Annotated in this window: 22 protein-coding genes; 16 read left to right on the top strand and 6 right to left on the bottom strand. The window is 60.3% G+C overall.

Features of this window, described 5'->3' with window-relative positions; all coding sequences use genetic code 11:
* Positions 1-14 precede the first annotated feature (14 nt).
* The 6 genes from BLW55_RS09870 (at position 15) to phoB (ending at position 6,408) form a co-directional block, all read left to right on the top strand.
* The gene (locus BLW55_RS09870; protein ID WP_090328603.1) at positions 15-1,013 is read left to right on the top strand and encodes a PstS family phosphate ABC transporter substrate-binding protein; all 999 of its coding nucleotides are present in this window, start codon (positions 15-17) and stop codon (positions 1,011-1,013) included.
* 129 nt (positions 1,014-1,142) lie between these two features.
* Positions 1,143-2,531, top strand: a complete 1,389-nt coding sequence (gene pstC / locus BLW55_RS09865; protein ID WP_090328601.1) for a phosphate ABC transporter permease subunit PstC — start codon at positions 1,143-1,145, stop codon at positions 2,529-2,531.
* Entirely contained in the window at positions 2,524-4,122 is a 1,599-nt protein-coding gene (gene pstA, locus BLW55_RS09860; RefSeq protein WP_090328599.1) for a phosphate ABC transporter permease PstA, read from the top strand. The genes pstC and pstA overlap by 8 nt, the downstream gene beginning before the upstream one ends.
* Before the next feature lie 13 nt (positions 4,123-4,135).
* The gene (gene pstB / locus BLW55_RS09855) at positions 4,136-4,951 is read left to right on the top strand and encodes a phosphate ABC transporter ATP-binding protein PstB (RefSeq protein WP_090328597.1); all 816 of its coding nucleotides are present in this window, start codon (positions 4,136-4,138) and stop codon (positions 4,949-4,951) included.
* A gap of 22 nt (positions 4,952-4,973) precedes the next feature.
* A complete protein-coding gene (phoU, locus tag BLW55_RS09850; RefSeq protein ID WP_007010231.1) occupies positions 4,974-5,684 on the top strand; it encodes a phosphate signaling complex protein PhoU in 711 nt (236 codons plus the stop codon).
* 37 nt (positions 5,685-5,721) lie between these two features.
* The gene (phoB, locus tag BLW55_RS09845; RefSeq protein ID WP_025030226.1) at positions 5,722-6,408 is read left to right on the top strand and encodes a phosphate regulon transcriptional regulator PhoB; all 687 of its coding nucleotides are present in this window, start codon (positions 5,722-5,724) and stop codon (positions 6,406-6,408) included.
* Positions 6,409-6,474: 66 nt separating this feature from the next.
* On the opposite strand, the gene BLW55_RS09840 is transcribed toward phoB, so the two are convergent.
* The 3 genes from BLW55_RS09840 to BLW55_RS09830 form a co-directional block, all read right to left on the bottom strand.
* Positions 6,475-6,801, bottom strand: coding sequence for a hypothetical protein (locus BLW55_RS09840; protein ID WP_090328595.1), 327 nt, complete (start codon positions 6,799-6,801; stop codon positions 6,475-6,477).
* Between the two features lie 90 nt (positions 6,802-6,891).
* Positions 6,892-7,059 (bottom strand): DUF1328 domain-containing protein, encoded by a 168-nt coding sequence (locus BLW55_RS09835; protein WP_007010234.1) that lies wholly within the window; start codon positions 7,057-7,059, stop codon positions 6,892-6,894.
* 132 nt (positions 7,060-7,191) lie between these two features.
* A complete protein-coding gene (locus BLW55_RS09830) occupies positions 7,192-7,986 on the bottom strand; it encodes a response regulator (protein ID WP_025030228.1) in 795 nt (264 codons plus the stop codon).
* 203 nt (positions 7,987-8,189) lie between these two features.
* On the opposite strand from BLW55_RS09830, the gene BLW55_RS09825 reads away from it, so the two are divergent.
* Both BLW55_RS09825 and BLW55_RS09820 read left to right on the top strand, forming a co-directional pair.
* Positions 8,190-8,396: a NepR family anti-sigma factor gene (locus BLW55_RS09825; protein ID WP_007010236.1), complete on the top strand. Its 207-nt coding sequence runs from the start codon at positions 8,190-8,192 to the stop codon at positions 8,394-8,396.
* A gap of 5 nt (positions 8,397-8,401) precedes the next feature.
* Positions 8,402-8,953, top strand: a complete 552-nt coding sequence (locus BLW55_RS09820; RefSeq protein WP_025030230.1) for a sigma-70 family RNA polymerase sigma factor — start codon at positions 8,402-8,404, stop codon at positions 8,951-8,953.
* On the opposite strand, the gene BLW55_RS09815 is transcribed toward BLW55_RS09820, so the two are convergent.
* Complete coding sequence (locus BLW55_RS09815; protein WP_025030231.1) at positions 8,950-9,351, bottom strand: response regulator; 402 nt, start codon at positions 9,349-9,351, stop codon at positions 8,950-8,952. The genes BLW55_RS09820 and BLW55_RS09815 overlap by 4 nt on opposite strands.
* A 107-nt stretch (positions 9,352-9,458) precedes the next feature.
* On the opposite strand from BLW55_RS09815, the gene BLW55_RS09810 reads away from it, so the two are divergent.
* Positions 9,459-10,244: a Crp/Fnr family transcriptional regulator gene (locus tag BLW55_RS09810; protein WP_081487793.1), complete on the top strand. Its 786-nt coding sequence runs from the start codon at positions 9,459-9,461 to the stop codon at positions 10,242-10,244.
* On the opposite strand, the gene BLW55_RS09805 is transcribed toward BLW55_RS09810, so the two are convergent.
* Positions 10,174-11,322: an AI-2E family transporter gene (locus tag BLW55_RS09805; protein ID WP_244509032.1), complete on the bottom strand. Its 1,149-nt coding sequence runs from the start codon at positions 11,320-11,322 to the stop codon at positions 10,174-10,176. The genes BLW55_RS09810 and BLW55_RS09805 overlap by 71 nt on opposite strands.
* A gap of 178 nt (positions 11,323-11,500) precedes the next feature.
* Between BLW55_RS09805 and BLW55_RS09800 the strand changes: the two genes are divergently transcribed.
* From BLW55_RS09800 to BLW55_RS09785, 4 genes are all read left to right on the top strand, one after another.
* Positions 11,501-11,839, top strand: coding sequence for an ElaB/YgaM/YqjD family protein (locus BLW55_RS09800; RefSeq protein ID WP_090328591.1), 339 nt, complete (start codon positions 11,501-11,503; stop codon positions 11,837-11,839).
* Between the two features lie 24 nt (positions 11,840-11,863).
* Complete coding sequence (locus tag BLW55_RS09795) at positions 11,864-12,289, top strand: hypothetical protein (RefSeq protein WP_244509031.1); 426 nt, start codon at positions 11,864-11,866, stop codon at positions 12,287-12,289.
* A gap of 101 nt (positions 12,290-12,390) precedes the next feature.
* Complete coding sequence (locus tag BLW55_RS09790) at positions 12,391-12,585, top strand: hypothetical protein (RefSeq protein ID WP_007010243.1); 195 nt, start codon at positions 12,391-12,393, stop codon at positions 12,583-12,585.
* 45 nt (positions 12,586-12,630) lie between these two features.
* Entirely contained in the window at positions 12,631-13,140 is a 510-nt protein-coding gene (locus BLW55_RS09785; protein WP_065817033.1) for a Dps family protein, read from the top strand.
* A 54-nt stretch (positions 13,141-13,194) separates the two neighbouring features.
* Here BLW55_RS09785 and BLW55_RS09780 read toward each other — a convergent pair whose 3' ends face one another.
* Positions 13,195-14,112 (bottom strand): diacylglycerol/lipid kinase family protein, encoded by a 918-nt coding sequence (locus tag BLW55_RS09780; RefSeq protein WP_007010246.1) that lies wholly within the window; start codon positions 14,110-14,112, stop codon positions 13,195-13,197.
* A 213-nt stretch (positions 14,113-14,325) separates the two neighbouring features.
* Between BLW55_RS09780 and BLW55_RS09775 the strand changes: the two genes are divergently transcribed.
* The 3 genes from BLW55_RS09775 to BLW55_RS09765 all read left to right on the top strand — a co-directional run bounded on the left by BLW55_RS09775 (position 14,326) and on the right by BLW55_RS09765 (position 17,085).
* Entirely contained in the window at positions 14,326-15,357 is a 1,032-nt protein-coding gene (locus BLW55_RS09775) for a PRC-barrel domain-containing protein (protein ID WP_090328589.1), read from the top strand.
* A 171-nt stretch (positions 15,358-15,528) separates the two neighbouring features.
* Positions 15,529-16,461, top strand: a complete 933-nt coding sequence (locus tag BLW55_RS09770; RefSeq protein ID WP_090328587.1) for a ring-cleaving dioxygenase — start codon at positions 15,529-15,531, stop codon at positions 16,459-16,461.
* Positions 16,462-16,464: 3 nt separating this feature from the next.
* A complete protein-coding gene (locus tag BLW55_RS09765) occupies positions 16,465-17,085 on the top strand; it encodes an alpha/beta hydrolase (protein WP_007010249.1) in 621 nt (206 codons plus the stop codon).

Here is a 17,085-nt window from a genome sequence, read left to right as displayed (position 1 = left end):
GGGAGCTGTCTCCAATGAAAAAATTCCTTCTTACCGCTTCGGCGGCCACAATCGCCCTCGCGGGCGCAGTTGGTACGGCTGCTGCCCGTGACCAGATTCGCGTTGTTGGCTCGTCGACCGTGTTCCCCTTCACCACTGCCGTTGCAGAGCGTTTCGGCCAGAGCGGTGCGTTCCAGACTCCGGTTGTGGAATCCACCGGCACGGGCGGCGGCATGAAGCTGTTCTGTGCCGGCGTTGGCGAAGGCCACCCGGATTTCACCAATGCCTCGCGTCCGATCAAGGACTCGGAGCTCGAGACCTGCAAGGCAAACGGTGTGACACCGGTCGAAATCAAAGTTGGCTTCGACGGCATCGTCATCTCCAATTCGAAGGCTGCCGATCAGATCGATCTCACGAAGGAGCAAATCTTCGCTGCTCTTGCCAAGAACGTTGTGGTTGATGACAAGGTTGTTGCCAATCCCTACACCAACTGGTCTGACATCGATGAGAGCCTGCCCAACACCAAGATCGAGGTTCTCGGCCCGCCCCCGACCTCCGGCACGCGCGATGCATTCGTCGAGCTGGTCATGGAAGAAGCCTGCCCGGAAGCCATTGAGGCTGCTGACGGTTGCACGGAAATCCGTGAAGACGGCGCCTATGTGGAAGCCGGTGAGAACGACAACCTGATCGTCCAGAAGCTCGAAGCCAACGCTGATGCCTTCGGCGTCTTCGGCTTCTCCTTCCTCGACCAGAACGCTGACAAGCTGCAGGGCTCCACCATTGGTGGCGTTGCTCCGACCTTCGACGCGATCGCTGCCGGCGACTACGGCGTTTCCCGCTCGCTCTTCGTATACGCGAAGAAAGAGCATGTCGGCGCGATCCCGGGTATGGAAGAGTTCATCAAGGAATACACCTCCGATGCAGCCTGGGGCCCCGATGGCTATCTCGCCGACAAGGGTCTGATCCCGCTGCCGGACGATGCCCGTGCGAAGCAGGCGGAAGACGCCCAGGCTCTCAAGGGCATGGGCTCCTGATAGGCTGAATGGGGACCCGGCCGCTGCTGCGGCCGGGTCTTCCGGTTTCGGGGCTTATGCGAAGTCGCGCTTGGATGGGGATCCGACGGGTTTCGGCAAATCCGACCTTACCCGACCCTCGGGGGTAGTATGATTACATATGTCGTCATCGCGCTGCTGGTGCTTTTCGCCGTGGCGTATTATTTCGGGCGCACCCGTGCGCTTTCGAGCGTCGAAGGCAACACGGCCGCGCTGCATTCGCTTCCCGGTCATCACGGCCTGTTTCTGGCGCTTTTGTCAGCAGGGCCCGCTCTTCTGGTTCTTCTGGTTTGGGGCATAGCAACCCCGGGTATTGAAGGTTCGATCGTGGAAGGCCGTTTCTCGGCACAGCTTGCGGACATGAATCTCCCGGAGAAGCAGGCTTTCCTGCGCGACGCGCGCGCGCTGGCCTTCGGCGGCATTGCAGGCTTCCCCAACGAAGCAAAGGAAGCCGCCGCGGAACATTTTGCTGTCCTGCGCGGGCAAAGCGAGTGGCTCGTCAGTGGTCTCTCCGCACTTTTGGCCGCCCTCGGTTTCTTCTGGGGTATCGGCCGCGTCACACCGGAGTTCCGCGCCCGCCACGTCGTGGAGCGGGTGGTGCGTCTCTTTCTTATCCTTTGCTCGGTGGTTGCGATCCTGACAACCCTGGGCATCGTCCTTTCTCTCATCTTTGAATCGCTGCGCTTTTTCCAGCAGGTTCCGTTTTACAAGTTCCTCTTCGGCACGCACTGGAGCCCTCAGAGCGCCTTTACCGGTGCCGGTCAGGAGGCGGGTGCGGTCAATCCCGATATCTTCGGTGCCGTACCGCTCTTCGTCGGCACTTTGCTGATCACGCTCATTGCGATGCTGGTCGCGGCGCCGGTCGGTCTCATGTCGGCGATCTATCTGTCCGATTATGCGTCCAAACAGGTGCGAGCCGTTGCCAAACCGATGCTGGAGATTCTCGCTGGCATCCCAACAGTGGTCTATGGCTTCTTCGCAGCCCTGACTGTTGCGCCATTCTTCCGCGATTTCGGGCAAATTCTGGGTCTCAGCGTTGCGTCGGAATCGGCGCTGGCTGCGGGTATCGTCATGGGGATCATGATCATACCGTTCGTCTCATCCCTCTCCGATGATGTCATCAATGCGGTTCCGCAGTCCTTGCGCGATGGTTCAGCAGGGCTCGGGGCGACCAAGTCGGAGACCATCCGCAAGGTCGTTCTTCCCGCTGCCCTGCCGGGCATCGTCTCGGCGCTGATGCTGGCCATCAGCCGCGCAATCGGCGAAACCATGATCGTGGTGATGGCAGCCGGACTGGCAGCCAATCTGACCATCAATCCGCTGGAAGCCGTAACCACAGTGACCGTTCAGATCGTCACCCTTTTGGTTGGCGACCAGGAGTTCGACAGCGCGAAGACGCTGGCTGCATTCGCCCTTGGGCTGGTTCTCTTCTGCGTGACACTCGCCCTCAACATCATCGCCCTGCGTGTGGTGAAGAAATATCGAGAGCAATATGACTGATACGCTTGCTGGCGGTGCAGAGCCGCAGAACAATCAGCATACGAACGAGCAGGCGCGAGCCCGCCTTCGCAAACGCTACGCTGCAGAAAGCCGCTTCAAGTGGCTGGGTGTGGGTGCCGTTCTTCTCTCGGCGTTCTTCCTGCTGCTGTTGCTGTCTACGATCGTCTTCAAGGCATTTCCGGCTTTCCACGCCAATGAATTGACCTTGCCGCTGAACCTGTCGGCAGAACATGTGGACCCGGATAATCTGACCGGCAACAATTACGATACCGTTGTCAACGATGCGCTGCTGTCGCTCTTCCCGCAGGTCGAGGGCCGGCAGGAACGCAGGCAGGTTCGTGGCCTCATCTCGAGTGGCGCGCCGACACTACTGCGTCAGGCCCTACAGGATGGCAGTCTGACACCTGGCGGAACAGTCGAGTACGCTCTGCCAATGGACGATTTTTCCGACCTCTATCTGAAGGGGCTTCTTGCTGCCGACAGCACTGAGACAATGCTGGCGGCGGCGCAGAGCGTGGCCGTGGAGGGCAATGAAGCCGAGTTGCGTTTTTCTGATGACAGTCTGCTCGATGTTGCTACGGAAGCGGGCGCCCTTGAGGAGGATGGCGGAGCGCTGCGCCTGACGACGGGGGCTGCCTCGCTTATCGCCTATCTTGGAGATGGCGCGGTCAAGCTCACCGAAATAACGCCGGGCGCCGATGGCGGCGTGGTTGCCAGCGGCCCGCTCCTGGCTCCGGTGGCGGCAAACGCTTCCGGGCCCGTCCGTCTGCGGGTCATCGAGACACCGGAAGGCCAGCGCAAGATCTCCGACCGCGAGATCGTGTGGGTGGACCAGCTCAAGGCTGACGGTCGTACAGCCAGCGCATGGAACACGCAGTTCTTCTTTGGCGGTGCAAGCCGCGAGGCGGAAATGGCGGGCATATGGGGTGCCGTTGTCGGCTCTGCGCTTACCATGCTTGTCACGCTGGCGCTTTCCTTTCCCATCGGTGTCGCGGCAGCGATCTACCTCGAAGAGTTCGCGCCGAAGAACCGTCTGACCGGTTTCATCGAGGTGAATATCAACAATCTGGCTGCCGTCCCATCCATCGTATTCGGGTTGCTCGGCCTGGCGGTTTTTCTGAACTGGTTCAACCTGCCGCGTTCAGCTCCGCTGGTTGGTGGCATGGTTCTGGCGCTGATGACGCTGCCGACGATTATCATCGCGTCGCGTGCAGCGCTGCGCGCGGTACCACCGTCGATCCGAGAGGCAGCTCTTGGTGTCGGCGCCTCGAAGATTCAGACCGTGTTCCATCACGTTCTGCCGCTTGCGATGCCGGGCATTCTGACCGGAACGATCATCGGTATGGCCCAGGCGCTTGGCGAGACCGCCCCGCTCCTCATGATCGGTATGGTTGCCTTCATCGTGGACATTCCAGGCGGTTTCACTTCGCCGGCCACGGTCCTGCCGGTGCAGATTTTCATGTGGGCTGATTTCCCGGAGCCTGCCTTCCAGCAGAAGACCTCCGCGGCTATCCTGATCCTTTTGGGCTTCCTGGTATTGATGAACGCCGTTGCGGTCGTCTTGCGCAAGCGTTTCGAACGCCGCTGGTAACGGAGTAGGAGATATGAACATGCTGACGGATGCGGCCGTGGAAGAAGCGGTGCAGAACAGGGCAGAAGACCTGCCGATTAAGATGCGCGGATCGAAGGTCCGGGTGTTCTACGGCGAAAAGCAGGCGCTTTTCGATGTCGATCTCGATGTTCGCCAAAAGCAGGTAACGGCGCTGATCGGCCCTTCGGGTTGCGGAAAATCCACCTTCCTGCGCTGCCTCAACCGAATGAACGACACGATCGACATCTGCCGGGTGGAAGGTGAGATCACGCTGGACGGACAGGATATCTACGATCCAAAGGTTGACGTGGTTGAACTGCGTGCCCGCGTGGGCATGGTGTTCCAGAAACCCAACCCGTTCCCAAAGTCGATCTACGAGAATATTGCCTATGGGCCGCGCATTCACGGCCTGGTCTCATCCAAGAGCGCGCTGGATGAAGTGGTCGAGTCCAGCCTGCAGAAGGCCGGTCTCTTCAACGAAGTGAAGGACCGTTTGCATGAGCCCGGCACAGGTCTCTCCGGCGGCCAGCAGCAGCGTTTATGCATTGCGCGCGCCATCGCGGTTTCGCCCGAGGTGATCCTCATGGATGAGCCGTGCTCGGCTCTTGATCCCATCGCCACCGCCAAGGTGGAAGAGCTGATCGACGAACTGCGCGAGAACTACACGATCGTCATCGTCACGCACTCCATGCAGCAGGCGGCGCGCGTGTCGCAGCGCACGGCCATGTTCCATCTGGGCAATCTTGTCGAGGAAGGTCCGACGGACAAGATGTTCACCAATCCGGATGACAAGCGCACCCAGGATTACATCACCGGCCGCTTCGGTTGACGCACAGATAAGGAACCAGATCATGGGCGAGCACACAGTCAGCTCCTTCGATGAGGAACTCGGTGAGATCGACCGCCTCATCCGCGATATGGGCGATCTCTCCGGTGCGATGACCCGCGCCTCAACCAATGCCCTGCTCAACTCCGACACTGCGCTCGCGCAGCGTGTCATCTCCGACGACACGATCATGGATGCCAAGCAGCGCGATCTCGACGAGCGCGCGATCACGCTGATCGCCAAGCGCCAGCCGATGGCGCAGGATCTGCGCAGCGTTGTGGGCGCCATTCGCATGGCAGCCGACCTGGAGCGTATTGGCGATCTCGCCAAGAACATCGCCAAGCGCGTGAGCGCGGTCGGGCAGAGCGCCACGCCGCGCACGCTCGCCCATTCCATCGATGCGATGGCAGGTCTGGTGCTGCATCAGGTCAATGCGGTGGTCGAGCACTATGTGAAGCGCGATGCCGAAGCGCTGATCCGGTTGCGCGACGAGGATGAGAAGATCGACATCCAGTATACGTCGGTGTTTCGCGAACTGCTGACCTACATGATGGAGGATCCGCGCAACATAACGTCGTGCACGCATCTTCTGTTCTGCGCCAAGAATCTCGAACGCATCGGCGATCACGTGACGAATATCGCCGAAAATGCCTATTATGTGGTGACGGGGGAACAGCTTCCGGTCCAGCGGCCGAAGCTCGATGAAACACAGATGACGGTCGATGCGGATGCGTAGTCGGCCGTAGCAATGCCCTAGGAGAATGCCTTCCATGATTGCCCCCAAGGTCATGGTCGTTGAAGACGACGAACCGCTCTGCGTCCTGCTGAAATACAATCTGGAGGCCGAGGGTTATCAGGTAGAGATGATTTCGCGCGGCGATGAAGCCGAGGTGCGCCTGCAGGAAAATGTTCCGGATCTGCTCGTTCTGGACTGGATGGTCCCGGCTGTGTCGGGTATCGAACTTTGTCGCCGGCTTCGCATGCGCCCGGAAACCGAGCGCCTGCCGATCATCATGCTCACCGCGCGCGGTGAGGAAAGCGATCGCGTGCGCGGACTTTCCACCGGGGCCGACGATTATCTCGTGAAGCCCTTTTCGACGCCGGAGTTCGTGGCGCGTGTCCGCGCGCTCCTGCGCCGGGCCAAGCCGGAAGTGCTGTCAACGGTTCTCTCCGTCGGCGACATTGTGCTCGACCGGGAATCGCACCGCGTTTACCGGCGCAAGAATGAGATCCGTCTCGGACCGACAGAGTTCCGCCTTCTGGAATTCATGATGCAGCATCCCGGCCGCGTTTTCTCGCGCAGCCAGCTGCTCGACAATGTCTGGGGTGAAACGATCTATATCGACGAGCGCACGGTTGACGTTCATGTGGGCCGGTTGCGCAAGGCCGTGAATCAGGGCCGGCTTCCCGACGTGATCCGCACCATTCGCGGCGCCGGCTACGCTATCCGTGAAGCCTGAGACAGACCGACACAAAAACCCCGGCGCGGTTGCCGGGGTTTTCATATGCTGTTGCAGTCGGTCCGGTCACTTCATAAGCGTGCTCGCGGGCCTGCCATGTTCGTTCCGAGCAACCGCAAAGCTCGTCACCGGCTCAAGGGTGGCCGTCAGCTTGCCGTCGTCCGTAATGTCCCATTCCAGAACCGCGTCGTCGTAGACGAGCGCCGGATCAACGTAGACACATGTCGCCATAACCTGCGGAGCCTCATTTTCGAGCTCGCGCATCGAGAGAGGCCTTTCCGCCTCGCACTCCTCGAACGTCTCATAGACAGGCGTGGGGGCGGGCAGTTCGCGGCATTCGGCCACGTTGCCGGAGCAGCCGACAATCAGAAGAAGCGCAGCGATGTGTTCCATGGCGTTCTCCTTTCACTGTCTCCCCGAAGCGGAAGCCATGGATGGTCCGCCTCGCCGGGTGCCGCATTCGTTTACGTTGCGTCCCTTTGTTTAGCCGCGTCTCCTCAGCAGTCCCATGATCAGGGAAATGGCAAGAAGAGCGAGGAAAATATAGAACAGAATCTGCGCTATCCCCGCTGATGCACCAGCAATCCCGCCAAAACCGAGCGCGCCGGCGATGAGCGCCACGACCAGAAATATAAGTGCCCAGTAAAGCATGCTGTCTCTCCGTTTAGTTATGGATGCTAAACGCCTGCGCACGGAGATTGGTTCCCGGCCGAAAGAAAACCGGCAAAATAAAAGGCCGCCCGTGGAGGGCGGCCCTTAGCAAGCGGTGAAGCCAGCACTCAATCAGGCGGCGGCGCGTGCCTGGTGATCGAAGAACAGCGCCTGACTGATCAGCGCCTTGACCATTTCAGGACTGAACGGCTTGGTTACCAGGAAAGTCGGCTCCGGGCGTTCGCCGGTCAGCAATCTCTCCGGGAAAGCCGTGATGAAGATGACGGGAACGGTCGCCGCTTCGAGAATTTCGTTCACGGCATCGAGGCCCGAGCTTCCATCCGCAAGCTGGATATCAGCAAGCACCATTTTCGGCTGGGTCTTCGCGAACATCTCGACGGCCTGCTTGTGCGTGCGGGCGTTGCCGACAACCCGATGACCGAGGCTTTCGACCATCTCCTCGATATCCATGGCGATCAGAGGCTCATCCTCGATGATCAGGATATCGGTTGCCACCTGGCGGGAAATTTCTTCGCTGGCATCGTGCAGCATTGCGTTGATGCCGTTGAGATCGGTCTCCAGAATCTCCGCTGCCTCCTCCGGGCGAAAGTTCTCGACCGCTACCAGAAGGAATGCCTGGCGTGGACGCGGCGCGAGGGATGACAGATTGCTCGAGGCGCGCTGCTCCCAGGCGGAGGTAGGGGCGTTGTCGGGCACTCGCACATCAAGCGTTTCGAACAGCGATGTGAACAGCCTGAAGAGCGCGATCCTGTCGGTCGACGCCTCGGGAAAGATGCTCGTGTCGGCGATAAGCGCCTCAAGCACCGCAGCCACCAGGGCGTCACCGCTCGATTGAGAACCGGATACCGCTCTTGAAAAGCGCCGCAGATAGGGAAGGTGCGGAGCGATACGCGCTGACAGGGTCATGGATTTTAGGTCTCCCTCGTAACGTGGCAATGGGAACAATGTATATTTATGATGTGTGAAACGCCCGTTCCGCGAAAATGTTCCGCAGGGACGGAACGATTTCCAATCGGCGGCGTTTGGCAAGACACAAGACAGTGGTGGCGCGAGGCAATCGGATATGCCCGGGCCAGTGGGAGACAAGACCTTATGGATGAAGACAGGGCATGAATTACGGCAAACCCAATACCCGAAGCGGTGTGGAAAGGCGTGGGAAGGGGGATGACCCTCTCGGCGCAAACTCCGAGATCGGGCGCAAGCTCAGGCAATACTACGACGATTTGATTGCGGAAGACATTCCGGACCGGTTCAGCGATCTGCTCAATAAGCTCGAGCAGAAGAGCAGTGCTGACACCGCCGGAAACAAGGATTGATATCTATGAGTGTGTATCCGGGCTTTCGTGATGATCTTCTCGCTGCCGTGCCCAGTCTGCGTGCGTTCGCGGTTTCGCTTTCGAAGAATGCCGACCGGGCCGATGACCTGGTTCAGGAGGCGCTCGTCAAGGCGTGGGACAAGCAGGCAAGCTATCAACCGGGCACAAATCTGAAGGCATGGCTCTTCACCATCCTGCGCAACGAGTTTTATTCGCAGATGCGCAAGCGCAAACGCGAGGTCGAGGACAGCGATGGTGCCATCACCGCCCGTCTTTCCGTTCATCCTCCCCAGGAGGGATCGGTCGACCTCAAGGACTTCCGCCGTGCGCTCGAGCAGCTGCCAGAAGATCAGCGCGAGGCGATCATTTTGATCGGCGCATCAGGGTTCTCCTATGAGGAGGCCGCCGAGATATGCGGCTGCGCCGTCGGCACGATCAAGAGCCGTGTCAGCCGTGCCCGCACGCGGCTGCAGGAGATACTGGCTATCACCGGTGAGAATGATTTTGGGCCGGATGCCATCTCGACCCAGATCACCAATTCGGTCTTCACCGCTTAATCGGGTTGCTGTCCGGCCCCGGCAGGCGAAGAGCCGATCGCCTGCGCGAGCGCCTCGATAAGATCGCTGTCCTTGTAGGGCTTTTCGACAATCGCGACGCCGTTGAAGGTCTCGAAGACCTGATGGTTTGCGGCATAGCCCGTTGCAAAGATAAAGGGTATGCGCCGGCTTTGCAGAAGACGGGCGAATTCGTCCGTCCAGTTGTCTGAGATCCTGATGTCGAGAATCGCGGTCGAGATGCGGCCCGTTTCCAGAACATCAGGCCCAAGCGCGTTGAATGAGGTGATGGTCACCACATCCTCGGCGCCGTGTTCCTTGCAGAGCGCCTCTATATTCATGGCAATCATGGTTTCGTCTTCGACAAGAAGAACGCGTGCGCCGTCCAGGGTTTTCTTCAAGCGGGCATCCTTCCGAAGCCAGAGAATCCATTTCTTCTGAACTCTCATTAGTTGACTGACTTGTCATTAAAAAAAGACATGCTCCTGACGGAACCGGAGGGTTCAAGATGGCGTTCCTCTTTATCAGCGGATTGAGGCAACCCGTGACAAAAGAACAAGAACTCACTCACAACAGTTTACCGTGTGAAAAATGTCCTCTGCGAAAGCGCGATATTTTCCGTGATTTTGAAGCCGACGAACTCGATTTCGTTGGTCGTTTCAAAAAAGGTGATCTCGCTGTCAAGAAGGGCGCAACTGTTCTGGTCGAGGGGGCGCACAATCCGCATCTCTACACCGTTCTTTCGGGATGGGGCTTTCGCTACAAACTTCTTGAGGACGGCCGCCGGCAGATCGTGAATTACGTGATGCCCGGGGATCTGGTTGGTCTGCAGGGCAGCCTGCTTGGAGAGATGAAACATTCCGTCGAGGCGCTCTCTCAGATGGTCCTGTGCGTGTTCGAGAAGGCGGAGTTGTTTTCGCTTTACCGGAAGTTTCCCGAGCTTGCCTACGACATCACCTGGATCGCATCGCGCGAAGAATGCATGCTGGACGACAATCTGCTGACGGTGGGGCGGCGCACCGCGCTGGAAAAAGTCGCCTATCTGCTGGTGTTCATCCTCGAGCGTAGCCGGCAAAGCGGCCTGACAAAGAACGGTACGCTTTCCATCACGCAGCAGCACGTGGCCGATACGCTCGGCATATCGGTCGTTCACACCAACAAGACCATCGCCCGCCTCATGGAGCGCGGCCACCTGAAATGGGAAGACGGCGGTTGCCGGATACTTAATCCGGAGGCCTTGGCCGAATTGGCGGGCTGGACGGCCGAGCGAGCGGGGAAGCGGCCTTTTCTATAGGCGCATGCGGCACGACCGGCCGTGCCCTTGAGCGCGGTCTGGCGGGCGCTGGAGGTTCTATGCCCGGGATGATGTTGCCGGCGACTGCATAAAGCGTCAGCAATGCAGGGATCGCAATGAACCCGCCGATGGGCCCCCACATCCAGAGCCAGAATGCGATTGCCAGAAAAACGATGAAGGGGTTGAGCGTCATCCGCCGGCCGATAACGGTTGGCGTGACGAACTGTGCCTCGATCGCGTTTAATCCCAGATAGGTCAGCGGCGGCAGGAAACTCGCCGTCAGAGTGTCGAAAGTGCCAAGGCCTACGGCCAGCAGAACGCAGGCCATCACCGCCGGACCGATATAAATCACGAAGTTCAACAGTGTCGCCATGGCTCCCCATAGGGCGGGAGAGGGGACGCCGAGCAGCCAGAGGGCGATGCTGACAGCGATCCCAAGACCGATATTGATGATCGTGATCGACAGCAGATAGTCCGAGACCGCGTTCTCGACGTCGCGGAAGATGTGGGCAACGCGCCAGCGCAGACGACGATTGAAACAGAGGCGCAGAATGGCCGCCCGTGTTTCGTGCCGGGTGGCCACGAAGAAATAGAGACTGGCGAAGAAGATCAGCAATTGTGCCAGCAGCGAGGGGGCGAGCACCGCTACGTTCTCCACAGTGGTGTCTTCCTTGACGGCTACCGTCACACTTGAGCCTCCGGTGACAGACCGAATCTGCTCCTGAAGGTCCTTGATCGTGTTGAGGGGCTGTCTGAGACTGGAAAGCTGCAACTGCAGTTCGTTCCATATCTGGGGCAGGCGGTCGGCCCAGGCTGTAAGCGGGGCCGCGATGGCGGTCAGAAAGCCGCCCACAAGTGCGATGAAGATCAGCACCACGACGACCGCCGAGACGGCCGGCCAGACGCCGATCCGTTCCAGGCGCGTGGCGATGGGGCCGAGCATCAGGCCGATGAAGACCGCGAGCGACATGGGCGCGAGCAGGAAGCGCCCATAGTGCAGCGCGACAATGAAGGCAAGCAGACCCAGGAACAGAACCGAAGCCTGCGCGCCATAGGTCAGCGCCATGTCAAGCGTCATGATATGCGAGCTTCTGCCCGGGCGGTTCTGTGATGCGTCATCCATGCAGTTTTTCCGGTGGCCTTTTCATGGAAAAGCGCGATGCCGGGCAAATGGTTCCTTGGGATCGGGAACTTCACGGAGTGTTTTGCGTTGGGCTGTGAGCGAAACATTGTGAGCGAAGCATGGGAGATTGCACATGGCAACGACGACTGCGAAATCCGCCCGCGCCCAGAAAAGCAGCGAGGTCACCACAGGCGATCTCGAAAAGGACATCCAGCAGCTGCGCGCCGATATGGCGCAGCTCGTCAGTCATCTGAAAGACATGGGTGGCCAGTCCGGAGAGGCGGCACGCAAGGCGGCGAGCGAGCGCATCGAGCATCTGCGCGGGCAGGGCGAAGCCGCTCTGAACAGTGTCAAGGACAGCACGCAGGAGCTGGAGCAGGAGCTGGCCCGCACGGTGCGTGAGCGGCCATTCACCTCACTGGCGCTCGCCGTGGGGGCTGGGTTTCTCATCGCCCTTGCAACGCGCCGCTAGGCCTTCGCCATGATGGCAAGGCTGTTGGCTTCACTGGCGGCCGGAGAGGTTTCAGGCGTCGTCAGGCGCATGCGGATTGCAACGGCGCTCTATGCGCTGGCCGCGTTTCTCGGCCTGTTCGGCTTTGGCTTTCTGGTGCTCGCCGGATTCATTGCCGCATCCCGGCACTGGGGTGTGATTGAAGCGGCACTTGGCTTCGGCATCGCATTCATGGCGATGGCGATGGTCGTTCTCGTCAGCCTGAAGGTCTGGAGCCGGATCCAGGCGCGCCGTGCCCGGCGACGCCGGGTATCGGATGCAGGCGTGTTGGCCGGTACCGCAGCCCTGACGCTGCTACCCTCCCTTCTTTCGCGCACCGGGCGGCTTGGCACCATCGCATTGCCGGTTCTGGCCGTCCTTGGTTATGCGATCTATCGGGAAAATGCCGGTCGCGACCCTGACAGCGAGTGACCGGGTGACGCAGGTTTCTTCCTGCATTTTGATGGATGCATTTTCTTGGAACTCTCTCCTGACCTCAGCATTGAACCAGGGAAACAACAGGAGCGGTGACCATGCCCGAAACCGAGAGAAAGACAACGCCGGAGGAAGCCCGCCAGGGGCGTCGAGGCTTTCCCGTACTGATGGTGCTGGTGTGCGGCCTCTTGCTGGCTGCGGTGGTCTGGTGGGGTGTCGAAGTCTACGGCCTGATGCTCGACGATCAGCAGGCCATAGAACTTCCTGCTGCCCAGGACGATCCGACCGGCTGATCCGCCCGATAGCTTCCCAAAACATGTTAATCTAAGGAGAAACCCATGAGCGATGCCGCTGAAGTTCTCAAGCCGAAAACCCATGCGGAGAAAATGAACATTGGTCTTTCCGAAGCGGACCGAAAGGAGATTTCGGCCGGTCTTTCGGAGATACTCGTCGATACCTATCGTCTCCTGATCAAGACGCATATCTACCACTGGAACGTGGTCGGTCCGCTGTTCCACTCGATCCATGTGTTGACCGAGGAACAGTACAACACGCTGTTCGAGGCGACCGACATCATTGCCGAACGCGTGCGGGCGCTGGGTCATCACGCGCCCATCCTCAGCGGCAAGGGCGTCGACACATCGATTGAGCTTCGCGCCTCCGGCCGTTCGGCGCTGGAGATGGTTCAGGATCTGGTCGACGATCACGAGGAAGCCGTGCGCAAGATGCGGGAGATCGGCACAAAGGCGGATGAAAAAGGCGACCTTGTCACAGCCGACATGCTCACAGACCGGCTGACCTTCCACGAAAAAGCGCTGTGGATGCTGCGCGCGATCATTGCCGATTGATGCATGATCCGCTTCCACGAAAACCCCGGTCGGTTCGCCCCGGCCGGGGTTTTCTTATGCCGTCCGGTCGTCGCTTTGCGGTGTGAGCACGCGCAGCGCCTTCGGGTGAAGGACGATCCGGGTTTCCTTTGGCAGCGGTCGGAGTTCACCGTCGATGGCGCATTTGAACCGGCGCCGTCTGGAACGGATGCGCACCGTCACTTCGGTTGCCTGATGAATTTCCACCTGTTCGTTCTTCCGCCACCGCCCGATTCCCATGTTGAGGAAGAAGAGAAGCAACTCGCCGCGTGTCCGCGCGTGGGTGATGTAGATGCCGAGCTGACCGCCATCGGGACGATCGGCGAACGGTAGGCGCTGGCCTTCGCCATAGAGATTGTTTGTCACCGCCAGGTTCGAGGTGGTGGCGAGCAGCCTTGTGTCGGGCAACTCCAGTTCCAGCTCCAGCCTGGGCGGCCTGATCATCGTGACGAGGGCTGCGCGCACCGAGGCGAAGATCTTGCCGAGCCGGGAGCGAAACTCCATGCGCTCGCGCAACCGGATCAGCTGCGGGTGCATGCCGATCGACATCTGGTGCACGTAAAAGGTTCCGTCGGCCTCGGCTATGTCCACCTCCCGCACTGCGCCGCGGGCGAGCGCGCTCATGGCCGCGTGCAGGTCCTGCGGGATGGCAAGGCTGCGCGCGAAGAGGTTCATTGTGCCGGCGGGCAGAATGGCTAGGGCCTTGTCGGAATGAGCAAGCAGACCGGCAGCCAGCGAAATGGTGCCGTCGCCGCCACCCGCCAGCAAAACATCGGCTTTCTCGTCGCGGGCTGCCTCTTCCATCGTCGGCACGAGCTCATCCCCTGCACAGAGCCTGATCTCGAGAGAATGCCCTTCCGTTTCGAAGATGTTTTTCATCTTGTCGGCGAGCGCACTCGTGTCGAGGTTTCGGAGCGTTCCTCCATTGCGGTTGAGAACGGCCAGAACATGCATTGCGGGCTTCCTGAAGGTTTCGCTGCAGTCGGTCTTTAAGGGGGAGCCGAAAGAAAGGTTCCAAAAAGAAGTCTGCCGGCGCGAGAAGAAAATGGCGGAACAAGAATCGGGGCGGCGCGTTCTAAGGATGCAAACGGCCACACACCAATCCTCCCTGGCAGGTTCGGTTCGGTGCGTGGCCTGTACAGAAACACTGCACACGGAGAGCTTATCATGTTCCGCAACCTTTTGGCGACCACCGCTATTGCAACGCTTGTCGCGACCGGCGCGGTCGCACAGACGTCGACCACCACGGGAACTGGCGCACCGGCTGCTGCACCCACCGAGCAGCCCACTGAAATGGTGGTGCGCGCTGACGGCCACCTGGCCACCGATCTGATCGGCAAGACCGTTTACAATGGCACCGGCGAAGACGCCGAGAACATCGGCGAAGTCAACGACCTCGTCCTTGATGAAGAAGGTGAGGTAAGCGCCATTGTCGTTGGTGTCGGCGGCTTCCTCGGCATCGGTCAGAAGGAAGTTGCACTTGAGTACGATCTGGTCGAATGGGCCGAGCAGGATGGCGACCGCTGGCTCGTCGTAGAGACCACGGCCGATGCGCTCAAGGCCCAGGAAGAATTCGACCGCTCTGCCTATCGCCCGATGCCGGCCGATGCAGAGGTCTCGGAAGCGAAGCCTGCTTCCAAGGACGATCTGGCCAACGCGCCGGTCAAGGCTGACGAGAACGCGGAAGAGACCGCGATGGCGCCTGCAACCGATACGATGGGCGGCAACGAAGCCGCGGATACCGATGGTATGGCGGCGGCGCCCGCTCCGGAGACGGATTCTTCCACGGCTCCCGCCGGTCAGACGGCGGATGCAGAGCGCCCGGCGACAGATGACACGATGACGTCCGCCATTGACCGCTCAAGCCTGCAGGAGATGCCGGCGAATGACATCCGCACCGAGCAGCTCACGGGCACCACGGTCTATGGTGCCAATGAAGAGAATATCGGTGAGATCGGTGACGTCATCATCTCGCAGGACGGCAACGTCGATGCCATCATCGTCGATGTCGGCGGCTTCCTCGGCGTTGGCGAGAAGGAAGTGGCCATCGGCATGGACAATCTCGCCTTCATGACCGACGGCAACGGCTCGCTCTATCTCTACACCGAGTTCACGCAGGAAGAGCTGGAGCAGCAGCCAGCCTATGACGAGGCGAGCTATGGTGAGCGTCGCGACGAAATGCGGATGCAGGTTCAGTAATCTGTTCGTACCGCATTAAAACGAAAGGCCCCGTGCAATGCGCGGGGCCTTTTGTCTTCTTCGTGTTGACAATGCGTTTGATCGTTGCCGCTTTCATTGACGCATTTTCGTTGCCATCTTGGAGCCAGCTGGCCCGTGCATGAAGAAGGGCCAGGCGCGAAAGGAATTGCCATGCTTACCCAGATTGAAGGCATTCATCACATCACCTCCATGGCGCGGGATGCGCAGGTGACGGACCGTTTCATCACCGATACGCTCGGCCTGCGCCGCGTGAAGAAAACCGTCAATTTCGACGCGCCGGAAGTTTATCATCTCTATTATGCCAACGGCACGGGCCGGCCCGGCACGGTCATGACCTACTTTCCTTTTCCCAACATCGTTGCCGGCAGGCGCGGGGCGGGCGAAGTGGGAGCGACCGTCTATGCTGTTCCCGAAGGCAGCCTCGATTTCTGGGAGAAGCGTCTTGAGGAACACGGTGTGACCGGTCTGGCGCGCGAGACCCGTTTCGGCGAGACGCGCCTGCTTTTCGACGGTGTGAATGGCGACGGCTTCGCCTTGAACGAGATGAATGATGACGCGCGGGAACCGTGGAATGGCGCGGGGATTGCCGACGACGTGGCAATCCGCGGCTTTCATTCCGCTTCGCTGGTGCTGCGCGACCGTCGCGGCACCGAGGCGCTTCTTTCGCTGATGGGTTACGAGCCGCTTGCCGAAGAGAACGGCATACTGCGCATGAAGAGAGGCGGCGGCAATGGCGCTGACCTGATCGACCTCGAAACCCGCCCGGATGCGCCCGTGGCGCGGCAGGGTGCCGGCTCTGTCCATCACATCGCCTTTGCCGTCGCCGATGATGCCGCGCAACTCGCCGTGCGTGACGCACTGGTCGCGGAAGGCTTTCAGATCACGCCGGTGATCGACCGGGATTATTTCCACTCCATCTATTTCCGTGCCCCCGGGGGGGGCCTCTTCGAGATCGCCACCAACGAGCCGGGTTTCGCCAATGATGAAGACATGGCCCATCTGGGCGAGGCCCTGAAACTGCCCAGCCAGCATGCGCATCTGCGCGAGCGGCTCGAGGCGTCGCTGCCGAAGATCGGAGGCTAGCGCATGGCGACCGATAACTACGTCCATCACCTGGCCTCTGAAGGGCCGGGAAAGCCGCTCCTGTTCCTCTTCCATGGAACAGGCGGCGACGAGCGCCAGCTCCTGCAGCTGGGTGCGGAGCTGGCGCCCGGAGCCGGCCTTGTGGCGCCGCGCGGCGATGTCAGCGAACAGGGTGCGGCGCGCTTCTTCCGCCGCACCGGCGAGGGCGTCTACGACATGGGCGATCTTGCGCGGGCGGCCGGCCGTATGCGTGAATTCATCGCCGCTCATGTGGAGCGGGAGAGACCGGGTGCGGTTCTTGGTCTTGGCTATTCAAACGGAGCCAACATTCTTGCTTCCGTGGCCTTTTCCGCGCCGCAGCTCTTTGATGCCGCGGTGCTGATGCACCCGCTGATCCCGTTTGCGCCGGTCTGGGGCGAGGGTGCAGTGCGGACGCGGTTTCTGGTCACGGCGGGGCGGAAGGATCCAATCTGCCCGGAACGGCTCACCACACGGCTCACGGATTATCTCGAGGATGCCGGTGCAGAGACCGAGATCGAATGGCACGAGGGCGGGCACGAAATCCGTCCGAACGAAACCGTGGCGGCGGGGCGTTTTCTGCTGCCGTTTCTTGAGGGAGAGTGA

The organism is Nitratireductor aquibiodomus (assembly GCF_900105565.1).
Lineage (GTDB): Bacteria > Pseudomonadota > Alphaproteobacteria > Rhizobiales > Rhizobiaceae > Nitratireductor > Nitratireductor aquibiodomus.
Note: the sequence above shows the minus strand (reverse complement) of the source record. Positions and strands in the feature narration are given on the sequence as shown.